Annotated in this window: 15 protein-coding genes; 8 read left to right on the top strand and 7 right to left on the bottom strand. The window is 65.9% G+C overall.

Annotated elements, in window-relative coordinates; translation table 11 throughout:
• Positions 1 to 875: 875 nt before the first annotated feature.
• A complete protein-coding gene (locus tag NLM32_RS12675; protein ID WP_254129308.1) occupies positions 876 to 1,727 on the bottom strand; it encodes a tetratricopeptide repeat protein in 852 nt (283 codons plus the stop codon).
• A 243-nt stretch (positions 1,728 to 1,970) separates the two neighbouring features.
• On the opposite strand from NLM32_RS12675, the gene NLM32_RS12670 reads away from it, so the two are divergent.
• Positions 1,971 to 2,789 carry an outer membrane protein gene (locus NLM32_RS12670; RefSeq protein WP_254129307.1) on the top strand — a complete coding sequence of 273 codons (819 nt, stop codon included), beginning with the start codon at positions 1,971 to 1,973 and terminating at the stop codon, positions 2,787 to 2,789.
• Positions 2,790 to 2,840: 51 nt separating this feature from the next.
• Here the strand turns inward: NLM32_RS12670 and NLM32_RS12665 are convergent, their stop codons facing one another.
• On the bottom strand, positions 2,841 to 3,104 hold the full coding sequence (locus NLM32_RS12665) for a hypothetical protein (protein WP_254129306.1): 264 nt from the start codon (positions 3,102 to 3,104) through the stop codon (positions 2,841 to 2,843).
• A 404-nt stretch (positions 3,105 to 3,508) separates the two neighbouring features.
• On the opposite strand from NLM32_RS12665, the gene NLM32_RS12660 reads away from it, so the two are divergent.
• Both NLM32_RS12660 and NLM32_RS12655 read left to right on the top strand, forming a co-directional pair.
• Positions 3,509 to 4,195, top strand: a complete 687-nt coding sequence (locus tag NLM32_RS12660) for a YafY family protein (RefSeq protein ID WP_254129305.1) — start codon at positions 3,509 to 3,511, stop codon at positions 4,193 to 4,195.
• Between the two features lie 70 nt (positions 4,196 to 4,265).
• On the top strand, positions 4,266 to 4,634 hold the full coding sequence (locus NLM32_RS12655) for a VOC family protein (RefSeq protein WP_254129304.1): 369 nt from the start codon (positions 4,266 to 4,268) through the stop codon (positions 4,632 to 4,634).
• Between the two features lie 31 nt (positions 4,635 to 4,665).
• On the opposite strand, the gene NLM32_RS12650 is transcribed toward NLM32_RS12655, so the two are convergent.
• Genes NLM32_RS12650 through NLM32_RS12630 form a run of 5 tightly spaced genes read right to left on the bottom strand, consistent with a single transcriptional unit; the run spans position 4,666 to position 8,260 of the window.
• Entirely contained in the window at positions 4,666 to 5,436 is a 771-nt protein-coding gene (locus tag NLM32_RS12650) for a TSUP family transporter (RefSeq protein WP_254129303.1), read from the bottom strand.
• Positions 5,433 to 6,689, bottom strand: a complete 1,257-nt coding sequence (locus NLM32_RS12645) for a CCA tRNA nucleotidyltransferase (RefSeq protein ID WP_254129302.1) — start codon at positions 6,687 to 6,689, stop codon at positions 5,433 to 5,435. The genes NLM32_RS12650 and NLM32_RS12645 overlap by 4 nt, the downstream gene beginning before the upstream one ends.
• Before the next feature lie 22 nt (positions 6,690 to 6,711).
• Positions 6,712 to 6,975 (bottom strand): DUF6111 family protein, encoded by a 264-nt coding sequence (locus NLM32_RS12640; protein ID WP_254129301.1) that lies wholly within the window; start codon positions 6,973 to 6,975, stop codon positions 6,712 to 6,714.
• Positions 6,972 to 7,652 carry a CoA pyrophosphatase gene (locus tag NLM32_RS12635; RefSeq protein WP_254129300.1) on the bottom strand — a complete coding sequence of 227 codons (681 nt, stop codon included), beginning with the start codon at positions 7,650 to 7,652 and terminating at the stop codon, positions 6,972 to 6,974. Before NLM32_RS12635 ends, NLM32_RS12640 begins: the two co-directional genes overlap by 4 nt.
• Positions 7,649 to 8,260 carry a DUF1285 domain-containing protein gene (locus NLM32_RS12630; protein WP_254129299.1) on the bottom strand — a complete coding sequence of 204 codons (612 nt, stop codon included), beginning with the start codon at positions 8,258 to 8,260 and terminating at the stop codon, positions 7,649 to 7,651. Before NLM32_RS12630 ends, NLM32_RS12635 begins: the two co-directional genes overlap by 4 nt.
• Before the next feature lie 279 nt (positions 8,261 to 8,539).
• Here NLM32_RS12630 and NLM32_RS12625 point away from each other — a divergent pair, with 279 nt between their 5' ends.
• From NLM32_RS12625 to NLM32_RS12605, 5 genes are all read left to right on the top strand, one after another.
• Positions 8,540 to 9,538 carry a MoxR family ATPase gene (locus tag NLM32_RS12625; RefSeq protein WP_254129298.1) on the top strand — a complete coding sequence of 333 codons (999 nt, stop codon included), beginning with the start codon at positions 8,540 to 8,542 and terminating at the stop codon, positions 9,536 to 9,538.
• Positions 9,538 to 10,482 (top strand): DUF58 domain-containing protein, encoded by a 945-nt coding sequence (locus NLM32_RS12620; protein WP_254129297.1) that lies wholly within the window; start codon positions 9,538 to 9,540, stop codon positions 10,480 to 10,482. Before NLM32_RS12625 ends, NLM32_RS12620 begins: the two co-directional genes overlap by 1 nt.
• Positions 10,479 to 13,292, top strand: coding sequence for a DUF4159 domain-containing protein (locus tag NLM32_RS12615; RefSeq protein ID WP_254129296.1), 2,814 nt, complete (start codon positions 10,479 to 10,481; stop codon positions 13,290 to 13,292). Before NLM32_RS12620 ends, NLM32_RS12615 begins: the two co-directional genes overlap by 4 nt.
• Before the next feature lie 7 nt (positions 13,293 to 13,299).
• Complete coding sequence (locus NLM32_RS12610) at positions 13,300 to 15,363, top strand: hypothetical protein (RefSeq protein ID WP_254129295.1); 2,064 nt, start codon at positions 13,300 to 13,302, stop codon at positions 15,361 to 15,363.
• 139 nt (positions 15,364 to 15,502) lie between these two features.
• Positions 15,503 to 15,901, top strand: a complete 399-nt coding sequence (locus NLM32_RS12605; protein WP_254129294.1) for a DUF2946 domain-containing protein — start codon at positions 15,503 to 15,505, stop codon at positions 15,899 to 15,901.
• Positions 15,902 to 16,027 lie beyond the last annotated feature (126 nt).

Genomic DNA, 16,027 nt, shown 5'->3' with positions numbered 1-16,027 from the left:
ACAGAAGGCCGGAAGCCGACATCGCAACGGCGCGAGCGGGCGGCGTTCTGTCGGCCACCATGTCGATGACGCAGATGCGCCTGCGTCGTCCGAATTGTCGGTATCGGAATGCTGTGATACAACTCTTGGCTGTCGGGATTACATTTCCGTCCTTTTTGGGGAGGCACCTTATGAGATTCTCGTTTGGCTTCGCCGTGCCGTCAGTCGTCGCTACCTTGGCAACCGTCTTGCTGTGCAGCACATCAGGCACGGCATGGTCTCAACCCACACCGAACTCTTCGCTTCCCGCCGTTTCCGTCGAAGCGCCGAAGGCAAGACCGACTGTTGTGCCGCGACAGGGGCCAACGACCGCGAGAACCCACCACCGGGCACCAGGCTCAGCAACCGGTCAAACGGCGTCGTTCGAGCCGGGTTCACCGTTGGCGAGGCTCGCCAAGCTGGAGAGGGAAGCCCGCAGCTGCAACGGTGGTTGCGAAACAAGTTTCAGGGTCGGCAACGCTCCCTGGATTGGATGTAGCATGGCTGCCGGCGGAGGGGTTGACGGGAGCATGTTCTCGCCGACGTGCACCGACACGCTCAGCTACAACACGTACGCGCAGTGCGTAGAGACCAAGGCTTTCCTTGGCGCGCAACCGAGAGAATCCCGGTGGCTTTGCACCAGCCTGCTGGCCGGGGGCAAGTTGCCCGGCGAAAAGCGAATAGCAGAAAGCCAGCAATGGGGCCGCCGCTAGTCTACGCCTGGCAGCTCTGACCAAGGCACAAGACCGCATGGCTTGAGGATTTCGAGCCATGCGGAATGCCCGCATCGGATCATCAGCACAGGTCGGACGGAGTGCCGACCGTGTGCGCGTTCGCCACTCCCAGCCATCAAGCCGTCAGCGCCGCCCCGTCATCGCGCTCAATTCCGTCCTGACGCGCGCCAGGGAATTCGGGCCATCCGGGTCGGACGGAACGAGTTGCGCGTAGGCTTCGAAGTCGGACAAGGCCTCGACGAGACTGCGCTTCTTCTCCCGCGCCACGCCGCGGTTGTAATAGGATTTGGCAAATTTCGGATTGAGCCGGATCGCTTCGTTGTAGTCGGCGATGGCGCTGTCGAGGTCGCCCTTGGCCAGGAAAGCGTCGCCGCGGTTGTCATAGGCCTCGACATATTTCGGATTGAGGCGGAGCGCTGCATCGTAGTCGCCGATGGCGCGATCGCGGTCCCCCTTGGTGATCCAGGCATTGCCGCGGTTGTTGTAGGCTTCGACGTAGTTCACATCGAGCCTGATCGCCTCGTTGTAATCGGCGATGGCGCGGTCGGCCGCCCCCCTCTCCGACCAGGTGACGCCGCGGTTGTTGTAGGCCTTGACGTAGCCGGGATCGAGCCTGATGACCTCGCTGTAGTCGGCGGCGGCGCGATCGAAGTCGCGCTTGGCCTGCCGGGCGTTGCCGCGGTTGAAATAGGCAGCGGCGCGGTTGGGATCGGCCCGGATCGCCTCGCTGTAGTCGGCGATGGCGCGGTCGAGGTCGCTCTTGTTTTTATATTCGACGCCGCGGTTCAGGTAGATTTTCGCAAGCTCCTCGCCCCTGAAATCGCCCGACGCAATGGCGCGGGAGCATGCCGCGATGGCGGCGTCGCCTGATTGCCTTGCGCAGGTGTCCGCGTCGTCCGCGACAGCCACCGCAGGCAAGCCTGCGAGAGCCAGCACGGTCAGCCATGGAAACAACCGGTATCGTGTGGAGCGCATCTGCATCACATGTGGCTTCCGCAATCGACGGGAGGAGCCGGGACGGCCGTTAGCCGTTCCCTTGGGCGCTGCTCCCGCTTTCTTGGTCGGCGGCGGCGCCCAGATGGTTCGTTAACGATGACCTCGTGGAACTTTGATTTTGCAACTTAATTCGTCGCTATTTCACGGGGTGTTGCCCGAAGTGCACAGGCGTCGTCTCGCGGCTGTGGTTAGATATGCTCGCGGGCTAACGGGAGATGGTCTGTGCGTGCGTGGGTTCCAGTTGCTGTCGCAACGATTGTGATCACCGGTTCGGTCAACGCGGCCGATCTCGCGCCCGTGTACAAGGCGCCGCCTGCTGCACCGGTCGCCTACAGCTGGTCCGGGTTCTACCTGGGCGGCAATGTCGGCGTCATCTGGAACGACCGACGGGCGGACCCCGTGTCATTCACGACCACCGGCGTTGACTTTCCCGGGCGCCAAGCCGTTGGCCAATTTCCGAGCTTCGACGTCCGCGATACCGCTTTCACCGGCGGCGTTCAGGCTGGCTACAATTTCCAGTTCGGGTCGAATTGGGTCGCGGGTCTCGAAGCCGATATCAACTACAGCGGACTGAACAAGACCGATACGCGCGTGTACCCGGCGACCCCTTTCATCGGCGGCGGCATCATCGACCCCAATACCGAATCCGCGACACAGAAGCTCGGCTGGCTTGGGACCGTGCGCGGTCGCCTCGGGTTCACGACCCTGAACAACAGGTTGCTCGCGTTTGCAACCGGCGGCCTGGCCTATGGAAAGGTCGATGACAGCATCTATACCATTGGCGTGCCGAACGGTGCGGGCCCAGTCCAGATCAGCGCCAGCTCGTCGTCGGTTCGCGTCGGCTGGACCGCGGGCGGCGGCCTGGAATACGCGTTTGCGAACAATTGGAGGGCCAAGGTCGAATACCTCTACTACGATCTCGGCAGGCAGAACCTCACCCTGGATTACGCGCCGATTCCGGGCGATGCGAACAACACGATCACGTACAGATTTCGCAACAACGGCAATCTGGTGCGCGTCGGCCTGAACTACAATTTCTAGAGACGCGGGGAACGTCATCGCCGCCGCACGCTGGCGCGTGCCTGATGCACCCTAAGCCGAATCCTTGGTCGGACGTTCGGGATGGCAGAGGCTGCAATTGACGCGGCAGCCTTGAGCCATCATGCCCGCTCGGCGAAGCTGCTCTGTTTTCCGGCGGGCCTCCGGATAGCTGGGAAACTCCTCCCAGAAATAAGTGCTGCCGCGGCCGACGCGAATACTGCCCTGCTCCATTCCCTGGCCATTTCGGCACGCGACACATTCCGGGTGGTGGATACGAACGCGCTTGAGCATCGTGTCCCAAAATACCCAGAACATTGGTTGTCCTCCCAGGCCTCGCGCTGGAATTTTGTTCGGGCAGATCTTTCCTGACACCATGGCCGATGGCCCATTCCCACTGCCAATTGCCAACAAAAATCGGCCCCAACTCCGGGGCTGCCCGAGCTGAGGCCAATTTGCTGGACTGACGGGCTTTCACCAGGCCAGGCACGTCACAATGCGCTAAAGCCGGCACTCCATGCCATTGGCCATCCGATCTACCTCGAAATTTTCCGAAAGTTCCGAGTTGCGCGCTAGCGTCTGCTGGCGGTGCGATATTGACCATCGGTGCCTCAATCCAGCCTGACGCCAGGAGATTACGGTGACAATCCAGCTGTCACACAATTCCCGAGTCGGAAGCCGATGCTGACAGAATCTGGCAGGATGCCGTGATATGAGCCGCCATGTCACGCGCCCAACGCCTTCTCGACGTGATCCAGCTCTTGCGCAGTCACCGTCGGCCCGTAGCAGCATGCCGACTGGCCGATGAACTCGGCGTCTCGCTCAGGACGATCTATCGCGACATCGAGACGCTGAAGGGCCAAGGAGCCCATATCGATGGCGAGGCCGGCATCGGCTATGTCCTGCGGCCGGGCTTCATGTTGCCGCCCCTGATGTTCTCGGAAGAGGAGATCGAAGCGCTGGTGCTGGGCGGTCGATGGGTTGCCGCTCAGCCGGACGAGCCGCTCGGAAAGGCGGCCCGGAACGCGCTTGCGAAGATCGCCGCCGTACTGCCGGACGACCTCCAGCGGAGCCTGGAGACGTCGAGCCTGATGGTCGCTCGCCGCGATCCGGCGGCAGGCGATTCCGAATTGCCGATCATTCGGGCCGCCATTCGCACGGAATGCAAATTGCGCATTACCTACAGCGACGAACGGGACAACCGCACCAAACGCACGATCTGGCCGATCGCACTCGGATTCTTCGATCGGGTACGCATGGTGGCGGCCTGGTGCGAGAGCCGCGGCGACTACCGCCATTTCCGCACTGACCGGATCCTGTCGATCACGCTCTCGGAGCGCCGCTACCCGCGGCGCCGTATCGACTTGCTGCGGGAGTGGCAGCAGCGGGAACGCATTGGCGAACGCTGATCATGCTGACAGAAACTGACAGCACCTTCCCGTAAGCCTCGGCCATCGCCAAGCCAAACAGGAGATGCAAATGGCCGACTTCAATCTCGTTGTGCTCTATGTCGACGATGCACAAGCGAGTTCCGCCTTCTATCAGAAACTGCTGGAGCGCCCTGTCGCGCAATCATCCCCCAAATTCGTGCTTCTTCCACTCGGGAACGGCACCATGCTGGGATTGTGGCAGCGGGACGCCGTCGAGCCTGCTTCCGCTTCGCAATCCGGCTCTAGCGAGATCTCATGGGCGGCCGCAGACGCGGAGGCGGTGCGCGCGACCTTTGAGGCGTGGACAACCCGCGGTGTCCGGATTGCGCAGCCCCCGACGGCCATGCCATTCGGACACACCTTTGTTGCGCTCGATCCCGACGGTCATCGCCTGCGCGTCCTGGCGACCGCCGCTTAAAGGGCGCTAATCCAAATCGTAGCGCCGTCCCCTACCCGACCAGTTGCTTCGCCGCCGCCGAGATCATCACCAGCCCACCGGTGATCACGGCGACGTCGAGGATTGCGGTGTGAATATGCACCGGCATTCGCTCGACGAAGGCCTTGGCCAGGAACGCGCCGGGAATGGCGATGCCGCCGATCAGCAGCGCGAAGGCGAGCACCTGCGCGGTGACGGCGCCGGCGAGGCCAAACACCGAAATCTTGATCAGGCCGGTGCCGAGCGAGATCATCGCATCGGTTGCGATCACGGCGGCGCCTTCGAGGCCTGCGGCCATCAGCAGCGAGAGCAGGATCACGCCGGAGCCGGAGGTGCCTCCAACCAGCACGCCGTAGCCGACCGAACCGGCTGCGAGGCCGGTGTTGCCGATCTTGACCTGGCGGCGACGCAGCACGCGGCGCAGCGGCACGCTGAGGATCAGCATGGTGCCGATCACGAGTGCCGCGCCGGAATTGGTGAGGCGCGTGTAGCCGTAGGCGCCGAGCGCAGTGGTCAGGGCCGCGCAGGCCAGCACGATCAGCGCACGGCGGCGATCGGCATAGCGGAGATAGGCGACCGCACGGCTGGAATTGGTGAAGAGCGCGGAGATCGCGATGATCGGCACCACGGGCTCGGCACCGACCAGCGGCACCAGCACCAGCGGCATCAACGCGCCGGTGCCGTAGCCGGCGAGACCACCGATGATCGAAGCAAACAACGCCATCAACGCGACCAGCAAGAGCTGAAATATCGAGATGTCGGCGAAGCCTGAAACGATGGTCACGTTCTCTCATCGCGGCTGATGCGTGCCGCAGCTTGATCGGCGATGGCAGCGAGTGCGGCTTCCTCTAGTGGAAAATCCGCTGCAAGCCAAGCGTCCTCGGCAAGTGTCAACACATGTCCGAGCGCAGGTCCCTCGGCCATTCCGCGCGCGATGAAGTCGGCGGCTTTCAGCGGGAATTTCGGCGCGGTCCAGCGTTGCGGCAGCTCGGCAAGCTCGCGCCAGCGCGACGAATTCACGTCGCCGCCGCCCCGCGCCCAGGCCAGCAACACACGATCGTGATAGCGCTCGGGCCCCAGCCGATACACCAGCCGCCGCGCATTGGCTTCGCCCTTGGTCGGCAAGCGCCACCAGCGATGGCCCATCGAATCCAGCGCCTTGGCTTCGGCGTTAGAGAGCCGCAAGCGCGTCGCGACGCGCTTGGCGTCTTCGGTGACGGCCACCGTCAGCGCCGCCAGACGCCGTGTGACGCTGGCCGGCAAGCGCAGCTCCTGCTCGATCGCGATCATCGCCGTCAGCGGCCCGGTATAGACAACGCCGCCGATCATCGCTGGCAGCAAGCCGGCATCGGCCATCGCAAGCACGGCTGCGGATGCGCCGCCCGCCACCAGCAATTTCAGCATCTCCATGCGCACGCGCTCGGCCGAGAGCGTGGCAAGACCGGCGCGGCCACGGATGCAGGCGAGGGTGCCGTCGCGATCGGGATCGCCGGCGCCGAACGCGGCATGAATGCGGAAGAAGCGCAGGATGCGCAAATAATCCTCGGCGATGCGCTGGTCGGGCGCGCCGATGAAGCGCACGCGCCGCGCTTTGGCATCGGCGATGCCGCCGACATAATCGTAGACTACGCCGTTCGCATCGACCGACAGGCCGTTCATCGTAAAATCGCGCCGCTCGGCGTCCTTGACCCAGTCGCGGCCGAAGACGACCCTGGCCTTGCGCCCGAAGGTCTCGGTGTCCTCACGCAGCGTCGTGACTTCGTAAGGTGTGCCGTTGATGACCAGCGTGACGGTGCCGTGGTCGATGCCGGTCGGCACGCTCTTGATGCCGGCAGCTTTCGCGCGCCGGACCACCTCCTCGGGGCGCGCCGTGGTCGCGATATCCGTGTCGCCCGGCGGCAGGCCGAGCAGCGCGTTGCGGACGGTGCCGCCGACCACGCGCGCTTCCTCGCCATCGGCATTGAGCAGGTGCAGCACGCGCGCCGTCCCGCCCGAGGTCAGCCAGGGCGCACCAGCAAGTATGGGCTCCGCGCTCATCGTCCGGCCCTTATCTTTCCATTCAGCTGTCCCTGCCCGGCACGAGCTTGCCGTTCTCGATATGGGCGGGGATGTAGGTCGAGTTCGGTGCGGCGCCGGAGAAATGCGCTAACCCAATCAGCCCGGCGATGACGAGCACCAGCGCCGCCAGCACCAGGCGCGCAACGACGGTGATCGGCCAGGACGATTGCACGAACAGGCCGGACCGCGTGGCAGCCAGGAAAAGCGCATAGACGGCAAAGGGGATGAGGAAGATTCCGATCTCGGTCAGAACCGGCCGGATCATGACGAATAGATCCGCTCATACAGCACACGCAGCATTCCGGCCGTCGCACCCCAGATGTAGCGCTCCGCAAACGGCATCGCATAGTAAAACCGCTCCATGCCGCGGAATTCCTTGCTGTGCACCTGGTGGTTGGCCGGATTCATCAGGAAGGATAGCGGCACTTCGAATGCGTCATCAACCTCGGAATGGTTGATCGTCAGTTGAAATCCCGGCCGCACCCGGGCGACCGTCGGCAGGATGCGAAAGCCGAACGCGGTGCCATAGAGATCGAGGTAGCCGATCGGCTCGACGAAATCTCTGGACAGCCCGACCTCCTCCTCGGCCTCGCGCAGCGCGGCGTCGAGCGGCGAGGAATCGGTCGCATCGATCTTGCCGCCGGGAAAGGCGATCTGGCCGGCGTGGTCGTTGAGATTGGCCGAACGCTGCGTCAGCAGGATGGTCGGCTCGGGATGGTCGACAACCGCGATCAGCACGGCTGCGGGACGCACCGGCTGCTCGCGCGCGACGATCTCGAGCATCTTGTCGGTGCCGGGATCGCCGGAGGCCGGAACGATGTTGGGATCGAACAGGCCCGGCGGAACGTCGAAGCCGAGCCTCGCCCTGGTGCGCGCAAAGAAATCCGTTCCGCGGAAAGCGACGGGCTCGCTCTTTTCGCTTTTGGAGATAGGCTTGTTCAAAGCGCGGCCCTCACCTGCTCCGCGTCGGCCATGGCGAAGAATTCGCCGGCCGACTCGACGCCGAACATCGGCTGGCCATCGACCATCCGCTCCTCGCCCATGTCAACCAGATCGTAATAGAGCGCGCGGGTGACCTTGGCCCAAAGATCGGCGCGGACGTGGAGATAGGGCGTCAGGCCGCCATCCCTGGCCTGCTCGAACCGCAGCCGGTGCGCGGCATCGCAGGTGACCCAGTCGTCGACATTGGTGCGGAAGCTCAGCACGCGATGGCTTTCCTCGCCGGCCTTCAGCATCTCGACCGCCATGAACGGCGCGTCGTCGACGCGGATACCGACCTTCTCCACCGGCGTGACGAGGAAATGCTTGTCGCCCTCGCGTTTGAGGATGGTGGAGAACAGGCGGACCAGCGCGTGACGGCCGATTGGCGTGCCCATGTAGAACCAAGTACCATCGGAGCCGATTCGGATGTCGAGATCGCCGCAAAACGGCGGATTCCACAGATGCACCGGAGGCAGGCCCTTTTTGGCGCCTTCGGCACCGGCAGCACTTTTGGCGGCGGCAGTGAGCCCCTCAAGACCGCGATCGGCGCTCTGCCCTTGGTTCGCCATGGTTTGCCCTGACTTTGTCATTTCGCACGGATGTCGTTTGGCACGATTGGTGCAGGTCTGGTTTGTAAGTCTACGTTGTAAATCGGTGCGCGGTTCCACCCCGCATTAGTCCGGTGTGGAGGTCGCCACTTCGTGATGCCCTACATAACCCTAAGCCGATAAGGTGGGGATAGGTTAATTCAACGAATACATGGCCTTCCTGCAAGTCTAGCATGGGGCCCAACACGACGCGAAATGACGACGCAAGATGGCCGCGTGGCAGGCTTAAGGAGCTAACGGATGGCGGAAAGTGTCGAGAAACTCGAAGACGGCATCGTCCGTTCGGCCGAGCAGGTGTCGAGCCAGGTGCGTGCGGCAAAGGACGCGATCGCATCCGTGATCTTCGGCCAGGATCGCGTGATCGAGAACACGTTGGTCACCATCCTCTCCGGCGGCCACGCGCTTTTGATCGGCGTGCCCGGCCTCGCCAAGACCAAGCTGGTCGAGACGCTCGGTGTCACGCTCGGTCTCGATGCCAAGCGCATCCAGTTCACGCCCGACCTGATGCCGTCGGACATTCTCGGCGCCGAAGTGCTCGACGAGAGCACGGCGGGGAAACGCTCGTTCCGCTTCATCTCCGGTCCGGTGTTCGCGCAGCTGTTGATGGCCGACGAGATCAACCGCGCCAGCCCGCGCACGCAATCGGCGCTGCTGCAGGCGATGCAGGAGCAGCACATCACCGTCGCCGGCGCGCGCCACGATCTGCCGAAGCCGTTCCACGTGCTCGCGACGCAAAACCCGCTGGAGCAGGAAGGCACCTATCCGCTGCCCGAAGCGCAGCTCGACCGCTTCCTGATGGAGATCGACGTCGATTATCCCGATCGCGATGCCGAACGTCGCATCCTGTTCGAGACCACCGGTGCCGAGGAGACGCTGGCAAAGGCGTCATTGACGGCGGATGCGCTGATCACCGCGCAGCGGCTGGTGCGCCGCCTGCCGGTCGGCGATTCCGTGGTTGAAGCCATCCTGTCGCTGGTGCGCTCGGCCCGTCCGGGTCCGGACAGCGGCGAGGCCGGCAAGTTCATCGCCTGGGGCCCCGGCCCGCGCGCCAGCCAGTCGCTGATGCTCGCCGTGCGCGCCCGCGCGCTGATCGATGGACGTCTCGCGCCTTCGGTCGACGACGTGCTCGACCTCGCTGAACCCATTTTGAAGCACCGCATGGCATTGACGTTCCAGGCGCGCGCCGAGGGGCGCACGATTCCGGACGTGATCAAGCAATTGAAAACACGGATCGGTTGATGGCCGCAGAGACCGGGCACACAGCAAAGGAGATCATCGCGATCCGACGTGCCGATGGCGAAAGCCGTACGCTCGCCGCTTCGCTGCCGCGCCTGGTGCTCGAGGCCCGCCGCATCGCCGCCAACGTCATCCACGGCCTGCATGGACGGCGCCGCGCGGGTTCCGGCGAAAACTTCTGGCAATACCGCCGCTTCGTGTCGGGCGAGCCGTCGCAGAATGTCGACTGGCGCCGTTCGGCGCGTGACGACCATCTCTATGTCCGCGAGCTCGAGTGGGAAGCCTCGCACACGGTCTGGATCTGGCCTGATCGGTCGCCGTCGATGGCGTTTGCCTCGAAGACCGCACGTGAGTCCAAATTGGAGCGCACGCTGATCGTCGCCTTCGCGCTGGCCGAGCTGCTGGTCGCGGGCGGAGAGCGCGTCGGCATTCCCGGGTTGATGGCACCGACCGCGAGCCGCAGCGTCATCGACAAGATGGCGCAGGCCATGCTGCATGACGACGCCGACCGGCTCAGCCTGCCGCCGTCCTTCGTTCCCGCCGCGCTCGCCGAAACCATCTTGCTGTCGGATTTCTGGTCGCCGATCGCGGAGATCAGGACGACGCTCGCGGGTCTCTCGGGCTCGGGCGCGCATGGCACGCTGGTGCAGATCGTCGACCCCGCCGAGGAAAGCTTCCCCTATTCGGGCCGCGTCGAGTTCGTCGAGCCGGAAGGTTTTGGCGTGATCACCGCCGGCCGCGCCGAGAGCTGGGCGGAGGATTACACCGCGCGGCTGGCGCTGCACCGCGACCAGATCCGCGCCGAGACCAACAAGCTCGACTGGCTGTTCACGACGCATGCGACCGACCGCTCGGCTGCCGAGCTCCTGCTGTTCCTCCATGCCGGCATGCAGGTGAGCAAGTCGGGCGCCCGCACCCATTCGATCAAGGCGGGGCCGGCCGCATGATGGGATTGCCGCTCGCCTTCACCGAACCGCTGCTCCTGATCGGCCTCATCAGCCTGCCGGTGCTGTGGTGGCTGCTGCGCGTGATGCCGCCGCGGCCGCGCCGCATCGAGTTTCCGCCGACGCGCCTGTTGTTCGACATCGCGCCACGCGAAGAGACGCCGTCGCGGACGCCGTGGTGGCTGACTGCGCTGCGGCTGCTCGCCGCAGCATTGGTCATCTTCGCCGCCGCCGGCCCGATCTGGAATCCGCAGACGGGATTGGCCGCCAGCAAGGCGCCGCTGATGATCATGCTCGACGACGGCTGGAGCGCCGCATCGAACTGGGACACGCGGATCCGGGCCGCCGACGAGCTGATTGCGAACGCCGACAACGACCGCCGCGCGATCGCGCTGGTGCCGTTGTCCGAGCCGAACCGCGACATCACGCTGATGCCGGCGGGCGCGGCGCGCGTTGCGCTGCGGCAGATCGTGCCAAAGCCCTATTCGATCGAGCGCGTTGAAACCCTCACCGCGGTCGATCGTTTCCTGAAGGCGACCGGCGACTGCGAGATCGCCTGGCTTTCCGACGGCGTCGACACGGGCCGCGGCGAAGAGTTCGTCGCCGGGCTCGGCAAGACCATCGGGGATCGCAGCTTGACGGTGTTCGAGGGCGGCACCTCCTCCCCGCTGGCATTGGTCGCGGCGGAAAACGCGGCGGCGAAGATGACGGTGAAGGTGCTTCGCACCGACGGCGGCATCGCCGCCGGCACCGTGCGGGCGCTGGACCAGAAGGCCTCGCCGATCGGCGAGGCGCGCTTCACCTTCGGACCACAGGACAAGGAAGTCGAAGCCGCGTTCGACCTGCCGGTCGAATTGCGCAACGACATCTCGCGGCTCGAGATTTCCGGCGAGCGTTCGGCCGGTGCGGTGCAGCTGCTCGACAAGCGCTGGCGGCGGCGCGCCATCGGCATCGTGTCGGGCGCAAGCAGCGAGACTGCGCAGCCGCTGCTGGCGCCGACCTTCTACCTGACGCGCGCGCTGGCGCCGTTCGCCGACGTGCGGCTCGCCGACAAGGGCTCGCCGCAGCAGGGCATCACACAATTTTTGGACCAGAAGCTGCCGATGATCATCCTGGCCGATGTCGGCACCATCGCGCCGGAATTGCGCGAGCGCCTCAACGCCTGGATCGCCCAGGGCGGCGTGCTGGTGCGGTTCGCCGGCCCCAGGCTGGCGCAGGCCGAGGACGATCTGGTTCCGGTCAAGCTGCGCAAGGGCGGCCGCACGCTCGGCGGCAGCCTGACCTGGGAAAAGCCGCAGCATCTCGCCGCGTTCGCGGCCGACGGTCCGTTCACCGGCGTCGTCGTGCCCAAGGATGTCACCGTGAGCCGGCAGGTGCTGGCCGAGCCCGACGCCGTGCTCGCCACCAAGAGCTGGGCCTCGCTCGAAGACGGCACGCCGCTCGTGACCGGCGAGCATCGCGGCAAGGGCATCGTCAGCCTGTTCCATGTCAGCGCCGACATGCGCTGGTCGGATCTGCCGATGTCCGGCACCTTCGTCGAAATGCTCCGGCGTGTCGTCGACATGTCGGGCTACACCGCCAAACCCGGCGCCGGCGTTGCCGCCGAGGCGACCGCCGAGACGCTGGCCCCGCTGCATCTGCTCGACGGCTTCGGCGCCTTCGGGCCGCCGCCGGCCACCGCCAAGCCGCTGACGGCTGATTATCGCGACCGCGCCACGCCGGACCATCCGCCCGGCTTCTACGGTCCGGCAGAAGGACCGCTCGCCGTGAACACGCTCGCAGCCGCCGACCGCATCGCAGCCCTCAATACCGCGGGCCTCCGCGCCCGGCACGCCACCTACACCAACGCCGAGCCGCGGGACTTGCGCGGCTGGCTGCTGTCGACGGCGCTGGCGCTGTTCCTGGTCGACGCCATCATCGTGGCGCTGCTCGGCGGCGGCCTCGCCGCGCTGCTGCGTCGCCGCGCCGCGCCTGCCATGATCCTGCTTGGCGTCATGCTCGCGGGCATCGCGGTGCTGTCGCCGACGCCGTTGCGCGCCGACAGCGCATCGGACGATTTCGCGATGAAGTCGACCTCGCAGACCCGCCTCGCCTATGTCGTCACCGGCAATGCCGACGTCGATTCCATCGTCAAGGCCGGCATGTCGGGCCTGACGCTGTTCCTGGCGCAGCGCACCGCGCTCGAGGCCGGCGACCCCGTCGGCGTCGATCCCGCGCGCGACGAGCTCGCCTTCTTCCCGCTGATCTACTGGCCGATCGTGCCGGGCGCGCCGAAGCCGCCGCAGGACGCCATCAACAAGATCGACGCCTACATGAAGCAGGGCGGCACCGTGATCTTCGACACCCGCGATGCGGTCGAAGCGCCGCCCGGCGAGAACGGCGCCTCGCAGACGCCGGGCATGCAGTCGCTGCGCGAGATCCTGTCCTCGCTCGACGTGCCCGAGCTCGAGCCAGTACCGCGCGAGCATGTGCTGACAAAAACCTTCTACCTGCTGCGCGACTTCCCCGGCCGCTTCAACTCGGGCCAGACCTGGGTCGAAGCGCTGCCGCGCGAGGACGACGACGAGAGCGCGCAGCGCCCCGCACGCGGCGGTGACGGCGTCTCGCCGATCATCATCACCTCCAACGACCTCGCGGGCGCCTGGGCACTCCGTCCCGACGGCCAGCCGATGCTGCCGCTGACGCCGGGCGAACCGCGCCAGCGCGAATTCGCCTACCGCGCCGGCGTCAACATCGTGATGTACACGCTGACCGGCAACTACAAGGCCGACCAGGTGCACGCACCGGCCCTGATCGAACGTCTCGGCCAATAGGATCGACATGAACTACGGCATCGCCTTTACGCCGCTTGTCCCCGCGATCGTCCTGTGGATCGCGCTCGCTGCGATCGTCGTCATCGCGATCGTGCTGCTGCTTGCGCGGGCGCGCGGTGCGGCCGTGCGCGTGGCGGCGCTGGCGCTGTTCCTGCTGGCGCTCGCCAATCCCTCCTTCACGCGCGAGGACCGCGATCCGCTCACCTCGGTCGCCGCCGTCGTCGTCGACAAGAGCCCGAGCCAGAATTTCGGCAAGCGCAACCAGGAGGCCGCGAAGGCGCAGGAAGCGCTGGTCGACAGCCTGAAGAAGATCAAGGGGCTCGAAGTGCGCGTCGTCGAAGCCGGCCAGGCCGACGGCGAGACCGACGGCACGAAGCTGTTCGGCGCGCTGGCCTCCGCGCTGTCGGATGTGCCGGTCGACCGCGTCGCCGGCGCGTTCCTGATCACCGACGGCCGCGTGCACGACATCCCGGCCAATGCCGCCGCGCTCGGCTTCCAGGCGCCGGTGCAGGCGCTGGTCACCGGGCAGAAGGACGAGCGCGATCGCCGCATTGCGATCACCGCGGCGCCGCGCTTCGGCATCGTCGGCCAGAACCAGACCATCACCTACAAGCTGGACGACCAGGGCGTTACCGGCGAGCGCGCCAAGGTCACGGTCCGCCGCGACGGCGAGGTCATCAACGAGCGCACGCTCGCAAGCGGCCAGAGCGCCAGCGTCGACGTCGAGATCAAGCATGCCGGGCCGAACATCGTCGAGATCGAGGCCTCGCCGCTCGAGCGCGAACTGACGCCGGTGAACAATCGCGCCGTCGTCGCCATCGACGGCGTGCGCGACAAGCTGCGCGTGCTCCTGGTGTCCGGCGAGCCGCATTCCGGCGAGCGCACCTGGCGTAACCTGTTGAAGTCCGACGCCAGCGTCGACCTCGTGCATTTCACCATTCTGCGTCCGCCGGAGAAGCAGGACGGCACGCCGATCAACGAATTGTCGCTGATCGCGTTTCCGACCCGCGAGCTGTTCCAGCAGCACATCAACGAATTCCAGCTGATCATCTTCGATCGCTACGCCCGCCAGGGCGTGCTGCCGATCGCCTATTTCGACAACATCGCGCGCTATGTGCGCGCCGGCGGCGCCGTGCTGGTGTCGGCCGGCCCCGACTATGCCTCGACCACCAGCATCTGGCGCACGCCGCTCGACACGGTGCTGCCGGCAGAACCGGTCGGCGTCACCGAGAAGCCGTTCTATGCGCATCTCTCCGACATCGGCAAACGCCATCCCGTGACGCGCGGGCTGGAAGGCTCGGCGTTCGAGCCGCCGCACTGGAGCCGCTTCTTCCGCACCGTCGAGACCCGCAATTCGGTCAACCCGCCGGTGATGACGGGCGCAGACGGCAAGCCGCTCTTGTTCCTGTCGCGCTTCGGCGAAGGCCGCGTCGCGCTGCTGCTGTCCGACCACATCTGGCTGTGGGCGCGCGGTTACGAAGGCGGCGGCCCGCATCTCGATCTGCTCCGGCGGATGTCGCACTGGCTGATGAAGCAGCCGGACCTCGACGAGGAAGCGCTGCGCCTCCAGGTGCAGGGCAAGGATCTCGTGGTGGTGCGCCAGACCATGGCTGATAGCGTGCAGCCGGTGAGCGTGACCTCGCCCTCCGGCGTCTCGCGTGATCTGACGCTCAGCCCCGGCGACCCCGGCGAATGGCGTGCCAGCCTTCCCGCGAGCGAGCTCGGCCTGTGGGCTGCGACCGACGGCACGCTGAAGGCGCTGATCAATGTCGGACCGACCAATCCGAAGGAGTTTTCGGAAGTCACCTCCACCACCGACACGTTGAAGCCGCTGACGCAGGCGACCGGCGGCAGCGCGGTGCGGATCGCGGATGGCGGCAGCGTCGAGCTGCCGCGCATCGTCCCGGTGCGCTCGACCAGCGTCTTTGCCGGCGACGGCTGGATGGGCGTGCGGATGCGCGACGCCAGCGTCGTCAAAGGCGTCGGCGTGCTGCCGATCTTCGCCGGCCTGATCGGCCTGCTCTTGCTGCTCGGCGCCTTTGCCGCGACCTGGGTGCGTGAGGGGCGCTAGTTGCCCGAACGACACATTTAGCGACGGTCCACTTGGGCCGTTGCCGCGGCGGTTGACATCCGCTGACCGATCGGGCGATGTTACAATATAACATCGCGACGCCCGGTTGGCGCCTCGCGATGCGGGGTGGCGTTTTCAGATGAAGTGGTTCCGGTCGAATATCAGGCACGGCGCCCGGCTCGCGTTGTTCGCGATGCTGGTGCAGTTCGCGCTGACCTTCGGTCACAGCCACTGGTTCGCGCAGGCCGCGCCCCTCGCGCAAGGCCAACTGGCCGACAGCGCCAAGACGATCGCGTCGACCGACCGCACGGCGGTCCAGAAGCAGTCCCCGACAAATCCCGATCGCGAACAGCCGGGCGACGACAATTGCGCGATCTGCGCGCTGGTCGCGATGGCCGGCACGGTCACGTTCGCGACGCCGCCCTTGCTGTTGCTGCCGCAGGCGGTCGAGCTGCTCTACCGCACCACCGATGCCGAATTCATCCATCTGGAATCGGCAAGCCACGCGTTCCAGCCGCGCGCTCCTCCCGCCACCTGATCTCCATCGATTGAGCTGCCTTTGCCATCGGCCGCGCCTCGCGCCGATTCCGCAGGGCTATCGAAATTGATCCGTCGCGTGTCGACGGCGCGTGCTGCCTGCAAGTGCTCCGAATGAGCGCGGCGG

This window comes from Bradyrhizobium sp. CCGUVB14, assembly GCF_024199935.1.
In the GTDB taxonomy this organism is placed as follows: domain Bacteria; phylum Pseudomonadota; class Alphaproteobacteria; order Rhizobiales; family Xanthobacteraceae; genus Bradyrhizobium.
This window is presented reverse-complemented; position numbering and strand designations above follow the sequence as displayed.